Source organism: Gluconobacter sp. NFX36 (genome assembly GCF_049887835.1).
Classification (GTDB): Bacteria; Pseudomonadota; Alphaproteobacteria; order Acetobacterales; family Acetobacteraceae; genus Gluconobacter; species Gluconobacter japonicus_A.
This window is the reverse complement of sequence record NZ_JAGEKJ010000028.1, coordinates 1-15,699: the sequence shown is the minus strand read 5'-3', so window position 1 is coordinate 15,699 and position 15,699 is coordinate 1. Positions and strand designations below refer to the sequence as shown.

General features: G+C 54.6%; 20 protein-coding genes and 3 pseudogenes. 10 read left to right on the top strand and 13 right to left on the bottom strand.

The window, feature by feature from the left end; all coding sequences use genetic code 11:
* Positions 1 to 63 precede the first annotated feature (63 nt).
* The 3 genes from J4P41_RS15140 to J4P41_RS15130 form a co-directional block, all read right to left on the bottom strand.
* On the bottom strand, positions 64 to 456 hold the full coding sequence (locus tag J4P41_RS15140) for a type II toxin-antitoxin system VapC family toxin (RefSeq protein WP_426067761.1): 393 nt from the start codon (positions 454 to 456) through the stop codon (positions 64 to 66).
* Complete coding sequence (locus tag J4P41_RS15135; RefSeq protein WP_077804080.1) at positions 453 to 695, bottom strand: type II toxin-antitoxin system Phd/YefM family antitoxin; 243 nt, start codon at positions 693 to 695, stop codon at positions 453 to 455. The genes J4P41_RS15140 and J4P41_RS15135 overlap by 4 nt, the downstream gene beginning before the upstream one ends.
* Before the next feature lie 354 nt (positions 696 to 1,049).
* The gene (locus J4P41_RS15130; protein WP_167383471.1) at positions 1,050 to 1,283 is read right to left on the bottom strand and encodes a hypothetical protein; all 234 of its coding nucleotides are present in this window, start codon (positions 1,281 to 1,283) and stop codon (positions 1,050 to 1,052) included.
* 184 nt (positions 1,284 to 1,467) lie between these two features.
* Between J4P41_RS15130 and J4P41_RS15125 the strand changes: the two genes are divergently transcribed.
* Together J4P41_RS15125 and J4P41_RS15120 are read left to right on the top strand one after the other, a co-directional pair.
* Entirely contained in the window at positions 1,468 to 1,950 is a 483-nt protein-coding gene (locus J4P41_RS15125; RefSeq protein ID WP_077804079.1) for an Hsp20 family protein, read from the top strand.
* Positions 1,951 to 2,025: 75 nt separating this feature from the next.
* The gene (locus J4P41_RS15120; RefSeq protein ID WP_426067760.1) at positions 2,026 to 2,367 is read left to right on the top strand and encodes a hypothetical protein; all 342 of its coding nucleotides are present in this window, start codon (positions 2,026 to 2,028) and stop codon (positions 2,365 to 2,367) included.
* A 48-nt stretch (positions 2,368 to 2,415) separates the two neighbouring features.
* Here J4P41_RS15120 and J4P41_RS15115 read toward each other — a convergent pair whose 3' ends face one another.
* From J4P41_RS15115 to J4P41_RS15105, 3 genes are all read right to left on the bottom strand, one after another.
* Positions 2,416 to 2,973, bottom strand: coding sequence for a phosphate-starvation-inducible PsiE family protein (locus J4P41_RS15115; protein WP_077804077.1), 558 nt, complete (start codon positions 2,971 to 2,973; stop codon positions 2,416 to 2,418).
* 259 nt (positions 2,974 to 3,232) lie between these two features.
* Entirely contained in the window at positions 3,233 to 3,538 is a 306-nt protein-coding gene (locus J4P41_RS15110; protein ID WP_233142707.1) for a hypothetical protein, read from the bottom strand.
* Positions 3,535 to 3,885, bottom strand: a complete 351-nt coding sequence (locus J4P41_RS15105) for a hypothetical protein (RefSeq protein WP_235993401.1) — start codon at positions 3,883 to 3,885, stop codon at positions 3,535 to 3,537. The genes J4P41_RS15110 and J4P41_RS15105 overlap by 4 nt, the downstream gene beginning before the upstream one ends.
* A gap of 23 nt (positions 3,886 to 3,908) precedes the next feature.
* On the opposite strand from J4P41_RS15105, the gene J4P41_RS15100 reads away from it, so the two are divergent.
* Complete coding sequence (locus tag J4P41_RS15100) at positions 3,909 to 4,067, top strand: hypothetical protein (protein WP_244901437.1); 159 nt, start codon at positions 3,909 to 3,911, stop codon at positions 4,065 to 4,067.
* A gap of 175 nt (positions 4,068 to 4,242) precedes the next feature.
* On the opposite strand, the gene J4P41_RS15095 is transcribed toward J4P41_RS15100, so the two are convergent.
* The 4 genes and pseudogenes from J4P41_RS15095 to J4P41_RS15080 all read right to left on the bottom strand — a co-directional run.
* Positions 4,243 to 4,512: a hypothetical protein gene (locus J4P41_RS15095; RefSeq protein WP_077804075.1), complete on the bottom strand. Its 270-nt coding sequence runs from the start codon at positions 4,510 to 4,512 to the stop codon at positions 4,243 to 4,245.
* Between the two features lie 356 nt (positions 4,513 to 4,868).
* A pseudogene (locus tag J4P41_RS15090) lies at positions 4,869 to 5,303 on the bottom strand (transposase); the annotation flags it as partial.
* A gap of 29 nt (positions 5,304 to 5,332) precedes the next feature.
* Complete coding sequence (locus J4P41_RS15085; RefSeq protein ID WP_077804074.1) at positions 5,333 to 6,670, bottom strand: IS110 family transposase; 1,338 nt, start codon at positions 6,668 to 6,670, stop codon at positions 5,333 to 5,335.
* A 316-nt stretch (positions 6,671 to 6,986) separates the two neighbouring features.
* Positions 6,987 to 7,622: pseudogene (locus J4P41_RS15080) on the bottom strand (transposase); the annotation flags it as partial.
* A 212-nt stretch (positions 7,623 to 7,834) separates the two neighbouring features.
* Between J4P41_RS15080 and J4P41_RS15075 the strand changes: the two are divergent.
* The 6 genes from J4P41_RS15075 (at position 7,835) to J4P41_RS15050 (ending at position 13,966) form a co-directional block, all read left to right on the top strand.
* Positions 7,835 to 9,211 carry a PLP-dependent aminotransferase family protein gene (locus J4P41_RS15075; RefSeq protein ID WP_211564284.1) on the top strand — a complete coding sequence of 459 codons (1,377 nt, stop codon included), beginning with the start codon at positions 7,835 to 7,837 and terminating at the stop codon, positions 9,209 to 9,211.
* A 53-nt stretch (positions 9,212 to 9,264) separates the two neighbouring features.
* A complete protein-coding gene (locus J4P41_RS15070; RefSeq protein WP_206035008.1) occupies positions 9,265 to 9,582 on the top strand; it encodes a putative quinol monooxygenase in 318 nt (105 codons plus the stop codon).
* 2 nt (positions 9,583 to 9,584) lie between these two features.
* A complete protein-coding gene (locus tag J4P41_RS15065) occupies positions 9,585 to 10,811 on the top strand; it encodes a Tm-1-like ATP-binding domain-containing protein (protein WP_211562113.1) in 1,227 nt (408 codons plus the stop codon).
* Positions 10,804 to 11,634: a phosphoenolpyruvate hydrolase family protein gene (locus J4P41_RS15060; RefSeq protein ID WP_211562111.1), complete on the top strand. Its 831-nt coding sequence runs from the start codon at positions 10,804 to 10,806 to the stop codon at positions 11,632 to 11,634. The genes J4P41_RS15065 and J4P41_RS15060 overlap by 8 nt, the downstream gene beginning before the upstream one ends.
* 489 nt (positions 11,635 to 12,123) lie before the next feature.
* Entirely contained in the window at positions 12,124 to 12,732 is a 609-nt protein-coding gene (locus J4P41_RS15055) for a nitroreductase family protein (RefSeq protein ID WP_211562109.1), read from the top strand.
* Positions 12,733 to 12,769: 37 nt separating this feature from the next.
* Complete coding sequence (locus tag J4P41_RS15050; protein ID WP_253571511.1) at positions 12,770 to 13,966, top strand: MFS transporter; 1,197 nt, start codon at positions 12,770 to 12,772, stop codon at positions 13,964 to 13,966.
* Between the two features lie 219 nt (positions 13,967 to 14,185).
* Here the strand turns inward: J4P41_RS15050 and J4P41_RS15045 are convergent, their stop codons facing one another.
* Positions 14,186 to 14,593 carry a VOC family protein gene (locus tag J4P41_RS15045; protein ID WP_426067759.1) on the bottom strand — a complete coding sequence of 136 codons (408 nt, stop codon included), beginning with the start codon at positions 14,591 to 14,593 and terminating at the stop codon, positions 14,186 to 14,188.
* Positions 14,594 to 14,618: 25 nt separating this feature from the next.
* Positions 14,619 to 15,215, bottom strand: coding sequence for a glutathione S-transferase family protein (locus J4P41_RS15040; protein ID WP_426067758.1), 597 nt, complete (start codon positions 15,213 to 15,215; stop codon positions 14,619 to 14,621).
* Between the two features lie 149 nt (positions 15,216 to 15,364).
* Here J4P41_RS15040 and J4P41_RS15035 point away from each other — a divergent pair, with 149 nt between their 5' ends.
* On the top strand, positions 15,365 to 15,601 hold the full coding sequence (locus J4P41_RS15035; RefSeq protein WP_426067757.1) for a LysR family transcriptional regulator: 237 nt from the start codon (positions 15,365 to 15,367) through the stop codon (positions 15,599 to 15,601).
* Here the strand turns inward: J4P41_RS15035 and J4P41_RS15030 are convergent.
* Positions 15,585 to 15,699, bottom strand: a pseudogene (locus J4P41_RS15030) (IS5/IS1182 family transposase); the annotation flags it as partial. The gene J4P41_RS15035 and the pseudogene J4P41_RS15030 sit on opposite strands and share 17 nt — an antisense overlap.

The following is a 15,699-nucleotide window of genomic DNA, read 5'->3' as shown; positions in this document are numbered from 1 at the left end:
CCACTGGCGATGGACCGCGATCTGCTCAAAACGCAGAGCGAAAGTCACCCCCGAAACCCTCAATCAAAGCGCCAAAAAACTAAAATCATCAGACAATCGCATCAACAAACAGTTCTTCGATCCCTCCAGGTGTAAGGCATCACCTGCACGCAGCCCTAACGCATACTGATCAGAAAAACGCGCCGCTGCCCTGAACTGCTGTGTCGTTATGGGCAAAATCTGAAAGCTTTCAGCGGACAGACGAGTAAAGAGGGCTAACGCATTTGCACGGTCAGCAACGTTGATCTGACCGCTCCGTAGTTTGATTGAAAGTGCGGAAGAAAACTCAGTCGCGACCCAATCACTTATAAATAATTCGTCTGGATCCTGACTGGAAAGCCATGATTGCATCCGGTCTGTCTCTGCCTCGTTGGTCAGCGCGGCAACCAGAACGGACGTATCGATATAAACGCTCAATATCGTGCCTCGTCTCGCATATCCCGTACCATTTCTCGCGCGGACACAGCCTGGACTGTCATATTGGCTGTAAGCGAGCGCAGAGCGTTCAAATCAACAGGCTTGCGCTTGCATGTGACTTTGTCGATTTGTGCGACGATTTTCCCCCGACGCATAATGCGAACGGGTTCGCCCTGCATGGCCTGATCGACCAAACGACTGAGGTGGGCTTTTGCGTCCACCAAATTCACAGTTTGCACATCGAATCTCCTGACCATTAAACTAGTCACTTCATAGCACGGAGATTTATTCTAATGTAGACAAATTAAGCGCAACCAGATCGCAGCACAAAGTTTCGTGTCCGCTTTTGTCATATCTGCGTGCATAGCCGACCTGCCGCTTCCCCCCCTAAACAGCCTGTCGGCTCATCAACAACAGAGCAGACGGGCTGTAGTCGCCCTCATCCCGGACATACAAGCCCCCATTCGCCAAGCTCCTAAGCGGACAGTCCGCAATCACCATGAGCTGATGGAGTTTCCTCCCACCCGAGTGCATTCTCCGCTCGGCTGCATAAAAGCAGCCCCTTCTGAGAACGTATCATAGAACAAGACATGTCAGATGGGGTGGAAGGCCTCCTTGCGGCATTGATGTGCCATACCGGCGGTTGATAAGCCTTCTGAAGGAGACCGCCCACCCCAACTGACAGCTAGCGGCGCGACCAGGACTGGTGGTGGAACGACAATGGGTGGTCCAGCATAAATCCACGGCCAGGCCTCCGCCGGAGCGGCAATCAGCATGGTCGCGGCGAATGCCACGGCCAGCAACTTCCATCCGATACTATCAGGCATTGTTCTGGTCCACTCTGAACACGCGAACGATTGAGGACGCCCAAACCTGCCTTTCTGCATTTTTGATACCTCTTGACACCATGCACGGAGTGCCCAGATTGAATCTGCCGGCCGCCGAAGGGGTCGGCAGACAGAACTATCAGTTTTGATCTTGTGTCCATGTTGCTCAAAGGAGGATATGGCTATGAGAGCCACCGTTGATTTTGCTCCCCTGTTCCGTTCGAGCGTGGGTTTTGACAGAATGCTCAACGCCCTTGATCTCGCCAGCCGGATTCCGGCGGTCGATAACTGGCCGCCTTACGATATCGTCAAGACCGGTGAGGATGATTACCGGATCGACATGGCGGTTGCCGGACTTGCCGAGGCCGACCTTACGATCACACAGGAGCGCAATACTCTTGTCGTGACAGGTCGAAAGGCGCCGGAGCCGCAAAGCGCCACCGAATATCTCCATCGGGGTATTGCGGGCAGAGAATTCGAACGCCGCTTCGATCTGGCCGAGCATATGAAAGTCACCGATGCGCACTTCGAGAACGGACTTCTGTCCATTACTCTGAAACGTGAGATACCCGAAGCGATGAAGCCGCGTCGTATCGCGATTACGTCCTCTACAGCACGTGCGGAGGAAGCCGTGCCCCAGATTGAGGCGCGGAAAGAGGCAGCCTGATGGCGTGACGAAAACTCTCCCCCGGCCATTCATCCGGCCGAGGGAGAATCTCGAAAGGTCATGAGCATGAAGAGGATGAAAATATCTCTGTCGTGCGCTGCTCTGAGCTTGTCTCTACTGAGCCAGTCGGGCGCACATGCTGGTGATGTTGTCCGGACGACTGCAACATCGTTCGATGCAAGGGCGACTGAGGGAACGTCCACAATCCCCGAAACCGGGGCTCGCACTCATTACGAAGACGGCACAGATGATATGCTGGTCGACAGCTTGAACGCAAGCCAGTTGGATCAGAACTACAAGGGACCGGTCTACTCTCCCGGACAACCCATTCCGCCGTTCCGGCCCATCGACACAGATCATCTGGCACCGTCAGGGCCAGAGACGGCGAAGAAGACGTCCTCATCGCACGAGACATAGTGGGGATTGAGTAAAGGCGGCGTTATAGACCGCCTTTACTTCGATTCTTCAGGATGAAGACCGTTCAGGCTCACAGCGGGCCGCAGGATTATCTTCAAGATGCGCCTGTTCTCTGGCATCGCGCGCGACACGCGCATCCTGCTCGCGGACCAGCCAGTAGACGGCACCCAGCGCCAGAACAGCCGCCGAGAGAGCGAACAGTTCCATGGCAGTCACATCATGCAGATCCAGCAGGATGAATTTGCGGGCAATCGCCAGGAGGGCGATCAGGACGATGGTCCGTACCCGGATGACGTTCTCATGCTGGGCAAGAACGACCAGCAGGGAGTGTTTGAATTCAAGGGCGATGATAACAGTAAAGATCGCGCCAAAAATCGCCTGGAAGATCGTCTGGTTGATCGGATCGATTCCGACATCGACGACCAGATGCCATACCGCGCCGATCAGATGAATCGTCGCGATGGCGGTGACCAGCATGATGAGCGCAATCAGGGTCAGAATGATCGCCTGTTCAAAACGCTCGTAGAATGTCAGGCCCCTGAACAGCTTGATGAAGTGGGACCAGTCCCTGCTCTGCCAGGAACGTTTCATGGAGAGGTCTTCCATAGCCGTTTTCCCATCTATGAATTGCGTTATAGTTCCCACGCCCTGGGTCTGGTTTTTCTTTTAGAGCAGTTCCACTGATCCAGAGTTAAAAGGACTGGTCGAACCGCTTGATCCCTCGGATGTGGATGCGAACTCCCCTGCGGACTGAATCAGTCTCTGGAAGGGCTCATGGCCCTTCCGGCTTACATCCGGTGCCAGCATGGCAGACAACAGGACAATATTCTGGCATGATCTCGCACGGCCTTTGGCAAGGCCAATGTCAGTTGATTTTCGAGGTCTCCCAACGACTAGCCCAAGGCCTTGGCCATGTGCGTGCGGTCAGCGACAGGCAGGAGTTTTCGGACCACGGCGTTGGTCGGGTCGTCGCTTCCGGGTCTGGCGCGGTTCTCCAGCGAGATACCAGGTGGTAAATCAGATGGTCAGCCGCCCGATGCATGAGGCCGCCGTATCCGCGGTCTTTTTCCTCGTAGCTGAGATAGTGGGCAAGCAGGACCGCCAGTTCTGTGCTGATCTGAACGGTCGGAAGCGACATAATTTTGTTCGGCCTGTCCGTATGAAGAGTCATGGTGCACTCCTCAGGCCGGACCGCGTGTCACCCGATGTCAGAGCCGTCGCATCCAGAGGACTGACGCTCAAGCCAGAAACAGTGGCGGTGACGTCGATATGCACGGATCCGAACAGATGCAGGAGGGCGGCCTGAGGCGTATAGGCGCCCTTGACGGCTGCCGAGGTCCTGCCGTCCATAAGGATCGGGTCGATTAGGACCGGGCACCCGGTCTGCCGGCTCAATATCTCTATGGCGCGGGCCAGTGGCATGGATGGAATGTTTACCGGCTGCTTTTCTGTCTCGCACGACAGCATACCCTGCGGTGCATGAGCTGATGTCGGCGAGACCATTCCGACCAGCAGCATGAGGATGAGACCGACAGCGACATGTGGCCTCTCCCGCTGCCGAAGGTGCCGAGGTTGCTTGGCTGTCTGTTCCGCTCGCTCCGTCTTTCCCGCGGAGTGCGACCAAACTGGCCGCATTGTCCCCCGTGAACGGGGCACGGGGGGATGGTTATTCCAATAGTGCTGAAGCGCCTTCAGGTTGAGAAAATGAATAAAACTCGACATCTCCCTGTTCTCGCTGCTTTTGATTTCATCTGCAGAAACGCGGGACCTCCGATGGAAGGCCCCGCTCCACCCTCTCATTCGTGCGGTCGTTCCAGAAAAGATGGCGCTTCCGCTCGGAGAAGGCGTTTCTGATCTACCCGGCGCGGTTGTGCCTTACGCCGCGATCGGAACTGGCGGTGCGGCTCTTGCCCGCATGGGGACACGGAACGCGAGATCAGAAGCCAGAGGATCACACCCGGCAGGGGTGACCGTGCCCGCCTGGACCAGGCATTCCAGCGTAGAGCGAAGTCTGATCCCCGGTATACCGGTATGGGCCACCAGAGACGTCAGCATCACGCCACGTCCGTCATGACCGAGGCGGCGGAGCACGGAGAGGACACGCGGAGCTAGCGGATCGTCTCCAAAAAGGGGGCGCGTTACCATGATACGCCTCCCTCCAGTCGGTTGCGCCATCTCCGGGCGGCTGTGCGCAAGGAGCGGCGATAGCGGGAATAAAGTCCTTTCAGTGTCGACATCCACATCCTCCGATTAAAGCAACATGGACTTCAGTTGTCTGGCTCACAGAGCCTATGCCGGACCCGATGGCGTCCAGCGAAAGAAAAATTGGAAGAGATGCTTGCCTCGTCAAGAGGGCACGAAATGCAGATGGAGGGATCGAAGAACCGTTGATTGATGTGCTTGGCCCGTGATTTCTGGGTTTTGGCAATCTGATTGACGGTTCTTTGGGGCGTTTTCTGTTTGTGTTTTGAACGGATTAGGGGCTGTCCCCTGCTGGATGACTACGCGCTCGCGCTGATTCGCTCCAGGAAGAGAAGACGGCGCATATTATAGACGATATTGGCGAGCCCGATCCTCATGGTGGCCCGGGTGATACCGACAGTTCGGATCAGCAGTCCCGTCTGTGATTTCTGATCGGCAAAGACATGCTCGACACGAGATCGGATCACAGACTTTCCGGCATTCGATTTCTGGATATGCCGGGGCATAGGTTTGAGATGCGGCTTTTTCCTGTGAACCTTGGAGACAAAGCCCTGCTTTTCCATGAAGTCTTCGTTGGCTTTGGAGCGATACGCCGTGTCTGCCCAGACGCTTGAGGCCGTATTGGTTTTATCCAGCAGCCCCTCTCTCAATCGCGCGCCATCGCTGGCAACGGCATCCGTCGTCTTCCATTTCCGGATGAACCGATACTTCCGGTCGATGGAGACGTGATCTTGTACCGAGAGCGCAAGCAATTTTTCCGGTTTCAGGAGTTCTTTTCGATCCGATTGGAACGACGTCCTGCTCTACTGTTTTCTCCGACAGTATAGCGCTCCAGAGTGATAGCTTTTGCTTCACAGAGGGTGATGCTGTTTCCCTCCCTGTCGCGCACTTCATAAGGCTTTCCTCGTTTGAGAACGCTGAAGATCCGGTTCACAATACGATTGGCAACGGCACATAAAGCCTGTTTGTGATGATGACCTTTCGCCGTCATCAGCCTCCAATAAAGTTCTGCCAGTTCAGGATCTGTTTTTCGTGCCGTATCAGCAGCAAGATAAAGTGCATGTTTGATGCGGTTATTGCCACCCTGGATCAGGGTCTGGCCCGCTCGCTCCACACCACCACTATCAGCCCTCCTGGGAAACAGGCCACAGAACCACCGTAAATGTTTTTCGGAATGAAACCGCTCAATGTTCTGCAAGATACCGATCAGGGTTGGCGCGAGATGACGGCCGACACCCGGAACACTGAGCAGAAGAGCCTGTGGGTCGAGGTGTTTATAGAGATCTGCAATATGCTGCTCAAAATCTTCAACTGGTTGGATTTTCTTCAGAACATTCTCAATTCCCGTCGCGATTTGGAATTGTAGTTCCGAAAAATCAATGTGTGTCCCATGAAGGTCTTGAGCGTATTGCGCCGCTTCACGTAACCCTGTGATCAGCGTTTCCACAAAGGGCCCACTGCGCGGATGGTTCCCTCCCGCATGAGCTCCAACATATTTGGCGAATGTCGTACGACGCGCCTTCAAAACATCCGAGGGGTGAAACCATTTCTGCAACAGGGCCAAAGAGAGCCGTGTTCCTAAGTCGGGCAAGACTGCTTCAAGCCTGGGGGATGCCCAACGAATGAGATCAAGCAGGCGCCGCCTGGCATCCGCGATCTCGTTCTGAAAGCGGCTTCTCTGTTTGATTAGACGTTGAAGAGCGTGGCTTTGCGGATCCGGAATGTGGACTGGATCAAGACGTGGTCCACCAAATGACGGTATGGCCGCCAGGATCTGGGCATCAGCCATATCCGTTTTGGCGTGTTCGGAAAGGTAACGGCGTAGAGCCTTGACCCGTTTTCCCTTGACACGAGCCACGGTGACGCCAGCATCTGCAAGATGGTGGGCAACAGGAAACCAGCTCATGCCGGTTGGCTCCATGATGGCCTGAATGTGGTCATCCGCTCTCAGCCCCATCACGGCTGTCTGAACAAAAGCGGCGAGTGAGGGCTGATCGTGCCTGAAACGAATTGCACGGCCATTAGGGCGGCCATCGTCATAGATCTGAGCGAGGTGATCTCCGCGAATGGCCAGATCAATACCAATGATACGGAATGTCATGGTCGGTCCTTTCTGGTGAGGGAACCAACGCTACGGTCACAGTCAGGTGTGTCATTCGTGGCCGATCAACTTCACTCAAAGCAGACGCCACAATCTTGTTACTCTTGCCCCGTCAGCGCGGCCGGACCGGGTTCATGCTTCACAAAAGACGAGACGATCGGCGGATCTCTCAGGGACTTCAGCCCCGAACCGGCCTGGTTCGCTCTGAGAGTATAGACCCGGTTCCCGGCATGCTGGGAACCGGGTCTGATCCACAACCACGTCTCCGAAGCCTGCGCTTCTCCGACTTTCTCCATGGCATCAAACCCGGCCCCGCTATCGATACCTGGGATTTGTAGCCAAAGAACGGGATGGCGAGATCGCTGGATGGCATGGTTCCATCATCCTGCCGCTTCGCCTTCGTGAACTTCAGCGTCCAGCGCGCATGGCGATCCTTGTGCGACAGCTTGGACGGCTTGTCCTGCCAGTCTTCGGGGGTACGTCCTGCCCGGAGATCTACCTTCTCGGCATTAGTATTGCGCTGCTTTGGAGCAGCCACCAGCGTTGCATCCAGGATCTGACCCGACATCGGCAGATAGCCTGCGTTCCGCAGGGTCGCATCAAAGCGCTCAAACAGTCTTTCAATGGCCCCCGCCTGTGTCAGGCGTTCACGGAACAGCCAGATTGTTTTGGCATCAGGCACCCGATCTGAAAGCCCCAGACCAAGGAAACGCATGAACGACAGCCGGTCGTTGATGAGATATTCCGTCCGTTCATCAGACAGATTGTTCAGCGTCTGGATCACCAGGATCTTGAACATCAGCACCGGATCAAATGGCCGTCGCCCGCCTTTGCTTCCATCTGAATAGGCCAGGGCCTTCTCCAGATCAGGGCAGAACGCTTCAAGCTGATCACCAAGCCCGCTCAATCGCGCAAGCCGCTCTTCAACGTCAAAGAAACCAGCCTGCTTCATCTTCTCCCTCAATCAATGCAGGAGAAATGGAATCACAGAGACAGACTCAAAACCAGAGGGTTTTTCGAACCCTCCAGGTAGCCCTGACGATTGGCTTCTGGCTTCGCGGGGGCGGGACGATACGATAGAATAGTCCTAACCACCCTCCATCTGCCATCCAGAGCGGGGTATTCCCCCACTATTGAGCTTTCTAAAATTAATTAGGCAAAACAATGCGAAGCCAGTCACCTTGGAATGCACGTCTCCCAGACGGAACCGGATCGTCAGCAGAGCGTCTAGCCGACGTGCTGGGATCAGACATACTCCATGGTATTTTGTCTGTTGGCGATCGACTGCCAGCACACCGTGACCTCGCGTGGCGTCTGGGCATCGGCATTGGATCCGTTACGCGCGCTTATGCCATTCTTGAAAGACGCGGATTAGTGCGGGCCGAGCATGGGCGTGGATCTTTCGTTGCAGCACGGGCGGATGATCGGTCGATTTTGCTGGATATGTCCACCAATATGCCCCCGCCCATGTTTAGTGACCGAGCACTCGCTCGCACCCTGTCACGTCTGGCCCGTACCGTCGACGCCGCCCTTTTTAACGTTTATCCACCTGTTGCTGGACATATCGAACACCGTCGAATTATGGCGCACTGGCTGACAGGTTGCGGTATCGAAATCGATCCGGAAAATCTGTTACTGACTGGTGGAGCGCAACAGGCACTCAGCGTGGCGTTCACCGTCGCGCGCCCACATGTGCGCAGCGTTATAACCGAAGAGGTGACCTACCCCGGCATGCTGGACACAGTACGTCGCGAAGGAAAAACCTTGCAAAGTATTGCCATGGATGCGCGCGGGATGATGCCTGATGGGCTGGAAGCCGCCTTATCGTCACCCCAAACTGGACGGGCATTAGTGTATGTAACGCCCACCCTGCATAATCCAACCACCGCTTGCATGGATAGCGATCGAGTACATGCCATTGCCCAGTTATGCCGCCGGTTCGATGCTCTGGTCATCGAAGATGGTGTCTATGCTGGACAGAGCAAGCTAAATCACACTCTCGCGGCGCTCATTCCGGAACGGACTTTTCATGTTTCCAGTCTGTCAAAAATCATCAGTCCAGGTTTGCGCATAGGCGCGCTGGCTCCCCCAGCTGCATTCGCAGCGCAGACACTTCCAGTACTGCTTGCATCATCCCTGATGATCGCTCCCCTGTCCTATGCGATGATGGCTCAGTGGTTAAGCGATGGGACGGCTAGCAGCATCCGTCAATCATTACGTGCCGAAGCCGTAAGACGACGGAATCTTGCGCGTAATATATTGGGTAAACGCATGACAGAACCGGGTGGAGACGGCTTTCACCTGTGGCTGCCCATGGATGTATCCACAGCAGAAAACGTCGCTGCAAACGCAAGGGCACTCGGTGTGTCAATCGCACCGCCAAGCGCTTTTGCCAGTTGCGACACCCTGCAAACAACAGGCGTGAGGCTCGCTCTGGGTGCCGTATCCTTCAAAAATCTGACCGTAGCGCTGACGCGCATACGTCAGGCATGCGAACTAGTAGAAAGAAAAGTGTCACGCGACACTATAGTCGTAGGCTGAAAGTGTCACTCCACGTTAGTCTGACAAGAACAGTCAGGCGGCGGAGAGAAAGCATGTCAGACCTATCAACAAATGTCCTTACTATCATTGCCGAAATTTACATCCAACCTGAACACCAAGATGCCGTCCTCGGCGCGGTTGCGGCATGCGTTATCGCGTCGCGTTTAGAGCCGTCCAATATCTCCTATGACTGCAAGCGTGACCAAAACGACCCGCAGCATCTCGTGTTTATCGAACAGTGGGAGAGCCTCGACGCGCTTCTAATTCATGAGAAGACGGCACATTTCCTGGCCATGAAAGAGACGTTTACGGCAGGACTGGAAAGACCATTGACGGTCACATTGCTTGAGCCGTGTCCCCGGATGGCCTGACGATGGCAAAATACGTCTATATCATCGGAACGCGAGACACCAAGGACGCAGAACTCTGTTATTTGCAAACCAAATTGTCGGAACGTGGTGTGCTCTCCAGAGTTGTCGATGTCTCCACAGGACGCAATTGCACCGGTGCCATTCAAGCCACCGATGTCGTGGCATGGGACGTCGCGTCATGCCACCCGCGTGGGCCCGATGCCGTATTCGGGAATGTCAGAGGTCCAGCAATTGCAGGAATGTCTGATGCGTTGTTGCACTATCTCTCCTCGCGCCCTGATGTGGCAGGAGTACTGGCACTCGGGGGGTCTGGAGGCACCGCACTGGTAGCACCTGCTTTGCAGGCACTGCCCATCGGTGTTCCAAAAATTCTTGTGTCCACCGTGGCATCTGGAAACGTTGCGCCTTATGTTGGTGGATCCGATATAGCAATGCTATATTCCGTGGTCGATATGCAAGGGCTGAACCGTGTGTCGCGGCGGGTGCTCGAAAACGCAGCGAATGCCATGGCCGGTATGGTGCGTTCTGCGACGCATGAACCCGAAGACCAACGCCCTGCGATTGGCTTGACGATGTTTGGTGTCACGACACCCTGCGTCACACACCTGACTGATACCTTGCATCATCAGTTTGATTGTTTGGTGTTTCACGCCACCGGCACGGGTGGTCGTTCGATGGAACAGCTTATTGATCGTGGAGTCATACGCGGTGTAATTGACGTTACGACAACGGAATTCTGCGACCTCATTGCGAATGGTATTTTTCCTTGTGGAGAAGACCGGCTCGGCGCAGTTGCACGCACTAAAGTGCCTTATATCGGCAGTTGCGGTGGTCTCGACATGGTCAATTTCGCTGCCCGAGATACGGTTCCACAAAATTATAGAAATCGTGTTCTGGTAGAGCATAACCCACACATCACACTGATGCGTACATCAGCCGAAGAATGTCGTCAGATTGGGAAAATGATTGCCGAACGCCTGAATCACTGCGAAGGCCCCGTCGCATTCTTTATACCGGAAGGCGGCTTTTCTTTACTTGATGCGGCTGGAGAGGTCTTTTTCGATCCCGAAGCCGATGAAGCATTCGTCGCGGCGTTATCAGGGATGCTGCGCGAAAGCGCAAGGCGAAGGCTGATACGCCTGCCATATGCGCTCAATGATTCTGCTTTTGCTCAGGCAATGGCGGACGAATTTCAGACAATGTTCAAGGAGACAGAATTCAATGCCTAGCATTGCACGCGAAACTATTCTTGGTCGTTTGCGCGGCCTCATCGCAGAAGGGCGCCCTATCGTTGGAGGCGGAGCAGGAACAGGTCTTTCCGCCAAATGTGAGGCGGAGGGTGGCATCGATCTGATCGTCATTTACAACTCCGGTCGTTACCGCATGGCTGGACGCGGTTCACTTGCGGGGTTGCTTGCCTATGGCAATGCTAATCAGATCGTTATGGATATGGCACGTGAGGTGCTGCCAATTGTCCCAAACACACCAGTACTTGCCGGCGTGAATGGGACTGATCCATTTGTGGACTTTGATGTATTCCTCGACGAAATACGCAGAGTGGGTTTTTCTGGTATACAAAACTTCCCGACAGTCGGGCTGATTGACGGTACATTCCGGAAAAACCTTGAAGAAACCGGCATGAGCTATGCTATGGAAGTGGATGTCGTCGCTCGGGCCCGCAAGAAAGATTTGCTCACGACCCCTTATATCTTCGACCCAGAGCAAGCTATCAGCATGACAAAAGCGGGCGCGGATGTTCTGGTTGCCCACATGGGCCTGACAACTGGTGGCAATATTGGTGCAGAAACAGCATTCACACTGGACGACTGTATAACGCTGATCAACCAGATGACGGATGCTGCCAAAAGTGTGAGAGACGACGTCATCGTTCTTTGCCATGGCGGACCGATTGCAATGCCTGAAGATGCCCAAAAAGTCCTCAAGGCTTGCCCTGATTGCCATGGATTTTATGGTGCATCGAGTATGGAACGGTTGCCAACCGAACGCGCGCTGGTCGAACAGACACAATTGTTTAAATCTATGACGCGCTAGTATTCTTCCTGAAGGGCATGTTAGGAAATAGTAATGTCTTAAACATGCCTTTCTTTTTCTTTCCGTACATTTGAAAAATTCCATGAATAGCCATATAAATCAGGAGCATAGACATGATAGGAAGCGATGTCAGTGATGCTCTGCTCCGGCCCAAGTCTCGGGAACAGATCCCCGACGATGAAGAGATCGCCAGTCAGCGTCACGGCTGATAGTGTGTATGACACAAGGCGATCTTATGAAACCATTACCAGCCCTGATACATGGTTGATCATACCTCCCAAAAAGAATGTAGTGTTATGGCGCCTCGCATCAGCAAAGATGCCATCACCCGAAATGAAACTCTGTAGGCCTACGGCTATCCCGGACGGGCCAAGGGGAACGATGGAACACCCATCAGACAGGCCGTCTCATAGGCCTAAGCACCCTTAATGCCCTCTCCGCGTTGACAGGGTAAATTGTACAACAGAGCCACACAACAGGAGAAATTTCATGTCCCTCGACGTCGCCAGTGCCATTCTGCAACGCCGCGCTACCAAAGTCTTCGATCCCGACCACCGCATGACGGACGCTGAACTCGACACACTGCTCGGTCTCGCCCGTCGTATGCCAACGGCGTTCAACATCCAGAACTGGCGCTTCGTCGCCGTGACCGATCCAGAATTGCGCGCCAAGATCCGCGCCGTCTCATGGGATCAGGCTCAGGTTACCGACTCTTCCGTGCTTCTGGTTCTCTGCGCTGACATCAAGGCGTGGGAAAAATCCACCACGCGCTACTGGGAAAACGCCTCCACCGAAGTGCAGCAATTCATGACCGGCGCGATCGATCAGTATTATCGTGGACGCGAACAGGTCCAGCGCGACGAAGGCATGCGCTCGTGCGGTATGGCAGCGGCAGCCATCATGCTACAGGCCGAAAGCATGGGCTACGGCACATGCCCGATGGACGGGTTTGACTTCGACGCAGTGGGCAAGCTCATCAATCTTCCCACGGACTATGAAATCGTCATGTTCGTCGCGGTCGGCAAATGCGCCAAGGCTCCTCACCCGACGGGCGGCATCCTTCCGACGAACGAGATTATTTTCAGAAATACGTTCTGAGCCATTACCCCGGTCTAATGTTACCAGAAAGCTGCCCGTGACAAACGCTACCGCTCACACGACATTCCGTCTGACACCGGCGATAACCGGACTGTTCGCCGGGGTGTGCGGCCTGACGGTCGCGAACATCTACTACGCGCAGGCTCTGATCGGCCCCATCACGGGTGCACTGGCCATTTCCTCCACATGGGCGGGAAGTATCGTCACGCTGACCCAACTCGGCTACGGGGCTGGGTTGGTCCTGATCGTGCCGCTCTGCGACCAGTCCGAAAACCGTCGTCTGATCCTCCTAACGATTGCCGGGCTTGTCGTCAGTCTGATCGGAGCGGCGCTCAGCACCTCAGTCGCGACATTCATGCTGTTTTCCGTCACCATCGGTCTGTGTTCCGTGGGATCGCAGATTCTGCTGCCGCTCGCCACGCATTTCGTGGAACCCGGTCAACGTGGCAGAACGATCGGCAATATCATGGGCGGTCTGCTGTCGGGGATCATGCTCTCGCGGCCCGTCGCAAACGCTATGGCGGCCGCGTTCGGCTGGCGAGCCGTGTTCTGGGTCTCTGCTGTCGTCATGATGCTCGCGGGTCTTGGGCTGGCGCGCGTTCTGCCCGTTCAGGCCCCAACCCGTCGCATGTCTTACGGAAGCCTCTTGCGGTCGATCATGCATCTTCTGGTCCAATACAGGACGTTAAGGGTTCGCATCGCCTGTCATGGTCTCGTCTTCGCTGTCTTCAACATGTTCTGGACCGCCATTCCGCTTTTGCTTCATGCCCAGTTCGGCTTTAGCCAGAGCAAGATTGCCCTCTTCGCACTCGCGGGAGCAGGCGGCGCACTGGCCGCTCCTCTCGCAGGACGCTTGGCTGACGCCGGACTGACCCGTCCGGCGACACTGAGCGCAATCGCACTCGTAGGCGCAACGTCTCTCACCTCGGGCTGGGCCGTCGCTGCAGGTTGGATTATCGTCCTCGCGGTACTTGCGCTGCTGCTGGATGGTGGGGTGCAAACCAATCAGGTCATCAGCCAGCGCGTGGTTTACAGTCTCAACGACACTGCGCGCGGACGCCTGAATGCTGCTTATATGGGCGGTGTGTTCGTCTGCGGTGCGCTCGGATCGTCTTGCGGGGCCGCACTCTACAGCATTGCAGGTTGGTGGGGCTTTGCGATCGCAGGAACGCTCATGTGCCTCGCCTCCCTCGCGCTCTTTGCCGCCACGAATGGTAGGCATGCCGCCTCATGAACCCTGCTCCATTCTCTCCGTCCCTGATCTGGTTTAAAATGCACGAACAGATAGAAATTCAAGACTAGTCTGCTTACCGGCGTCGACCTTCTTGATTCATTCGTTCAGCGTATGCGTCGAACAATCTACCTTGGTAGTACTCGATCTAAGTGATATCGGCTGAATTTTATTATCGGTGTCCTCATTCGGCTATCAAATTCAGAGTTCCAGAAAGACAAATTACTGGAGAATTTCGTTAAATTCCAAAACGTTCCCGTCTGGATCACGAATAAAACAGACGACGCGTCTGTCATGCCCCATATGCACTGGGCCTTCTGTGATCGTAATCCGTTCCTGTTTCAGCCAGGCCACAAGACCCACCATACTTTCGATACTAAATGCCGCATGTGTGTATCCTGGATATTTGACAGGAACATCCATCAGAATATTACCAGCCGGGTCTGACACACCATTAAAAATAAGATGAATACGAAGCCCGGATGGGTGATGTAGACCACAGGCTTTCACCGCTGGAGCGTATTCTTCTGGATCACGGATGAAGCCAAATTTGGCATAAAACCGTTCGGAAACGGCGAGATCCGTCACACGAATGCCTACATGATCTAGACTCAGATGAGAGAAGTTCATTGCGCCTCTCCTGTTTTTAAATCCGCTACAATATTCGCGAATGGAACAAATCCCTCCAGGCGTTCCGTGCGCTGCAACCATCTACCAATGGCCTTGTATTCTGATAGATCAACATTTCCTTCCGGAGCTCTCGCGACATAACTGTAAAGCGCGACATCCGCGATTGTCGGTTCTTGGGTTCCTGCGATCCAGGTCCGGCCAGCAAGGTTTGCTCGATCACTTTGAGTGTGTCATGAGCACGCTGGATGACCTCTTCCGGATTGAAGGGGGCTCCAAAGACTGTCACAAGACGCGCAGCACAGCATCCATATGTGATTTTTCCTGCCGCAACAGACAGCCAGCGTTGAATTTCCGCCTCTGTTACTAGGTCCTCTGGCAGCCAATGAGATGGCCCCATTTTTCGCGCGACATAAACAAGGATGGCATTGGAATCCGCAATGATAGTCCCGTCATCATCTAGAACGGGAATTTCTCCAAAGGCGTTCAGCCTTAAAAATTCCGGAGTTCTCTGCTCACCCGCGGCAAGGTCGACAAGCGTCAATTCGTGAGGCAAGCCGACAAGAGAGAGAAAGAGGTGCGCCCGATGCGCATGCCCCGAAAGGGGATGATAATAGAGCTTCATGGGGAACTCCCGAAAAAAACGGTTGAACAGATACGTTGTCTTCTCACGCAACAAAGCGTGCGATAATCTACCAAAAGCGCACTTCATTATTACGTTTTGTGGCTATAATTTGTTGATTACAGGAGAGAGATCTGATCGACCTTCCGGCATTGCGGATCTTTATGGCCGTGGCCGATCACGCCAGTTTTGTCGGAGCATCCCGAAAGCTGGGTCTTTCCGCAACAACGGTAACACGGACGGTGAGAAGCCTCGAGACAGCTCTCGGAATCTCCTTATTCAACCGTACAACCCGCTCTGTACATCTGACCACTGAAGGCGTGGTGTTTCTGGCTCGGTGTCGGGCAGCGATTTTCGACCTAGGCTCAGGACTCATAGCCAGAAGATGACGGTTGCAGCGAGGCAGATGGCTGAGAAGAAGACATTTGGGCATCTGTCATAGCGTGTTGCGACCCGCCGCCAGTCTTTGAGCCTCCCGAACATAATC

What these genes read in the sequence shown, in the direction of transcription:
- J4P41_RS15055 (WP_211562109.1), top strand. Translation starts at nt 12,124, where the DNA reads ATGTCCCTCGACGTCGCCAGTGCCATTCTGCAACGCCGCGCTACCAAA.
- J4P41_RS15065 (WP_211562113.1), top strand. Translation starts at nt 9,585, where the DNA reads ATGGCAAAATACGTCTATATCATCGGAACGCGAGACACCAAGGACGCA.
- J4P41_RS15075 (WP_211564284.1), top strand. Translation starts at nt 7,835, where the DNA reads ATGCGAAGCCAGTCACCTTGGAATGCACGTCTCCCAGACGGAACCGGA.
- J4P41_RS15120 (WP_426067760.1), top strand. Translation starts at nt 2,026, where the DNA reads ATGAAAATATCTCTGTCGTGCGCTGCTCTGAGCTTGTCTCTACTGAGC.
- J4P41_RS15110 (WP_233142707.1), bottom strand. Translation starts at nt 3,538, where the DNA reads ATGACTCTTCATACGGACAGGCCGAACAAAATTATGTCGCTTCCGACC.
- J4P41_RS15085 (WP_077804074.1), bottom strand. Translation starts at nt 6,670, where the DNA reads ATGACATTCCGTATCATTGGTATTGATCTGGCCATTCGCGGAGATCAC.
- J4P41_RS15115 (WP_077804077.1), bottom strand. Translation starts at nt 2,973, where the DNA reads ATGGAAGACCTCTCCATGAAACGTTCCTGGCAGAGCAGGGACTGGTCC.
- J4P41_RS15040 (WP_426067758.1), bottom strand. Translation starts at nt 15,215, where the DNA reads ATGAAGCTCTATTATCATCCCCTTTCGGGGCATGCGCATCGGGCGCAC.
- J4P41_RS15045 (WP_426067759.1), bottom strand. Translation starts at nt 14,593, where the DNA reads ATGAACTTCTCTCATCTGAGTCTAGATCATGTAGGCATTCGTGTGACG.
- J4P41_RS15130 (WP_167383471.1), bottom strand. Translation starts at nt 1,283, where the DNA reads ATGCCTGATAGTATCGGATGGAAGTTGCTGGCCGTGGCATTCGCCGCG.
- J4P41_RS15070 (WP_206035008.1), top strand. Translation starts at nt 9,265, where the DNA reads ATGTCAGACCTATCAACAAATGTCCTTACTATCATTGCCGAAATTTAC.
- J4P41_RS15105 (WP_235993401.1), bottom strand. Translation starts at nt 3,885, where the DNA reads ATGCTGCTGGTCGGAATGGTCTCGCCGACATCAGCTCATGCACCGCAG.
- J4P41_RS15095 (WP_077804075.1), bottom strand. Translation starts at nt 4,512, where the DNA reads ATGGTAACGCGCCCCCTTTTTGGAGACGATCCGCTAGCTCCGCGTGTC.
- J4P41_RS15125 (WP_077804079.1), top strand. Translation starts at nt 1,468, where the DNA reads ATGAGAGCCACCGTTGATTTTGCTCCCCTGTTCCGTTCGAGCGTGGGT.
- J4P41_RS15060 (WP_211562111.1), top strand. Translation starts at nt 10,804, where the DNA reads ATGCCTAGCATTGCACGCGAAACTATTCTTGGTCGTTTGCGCGGCCTC.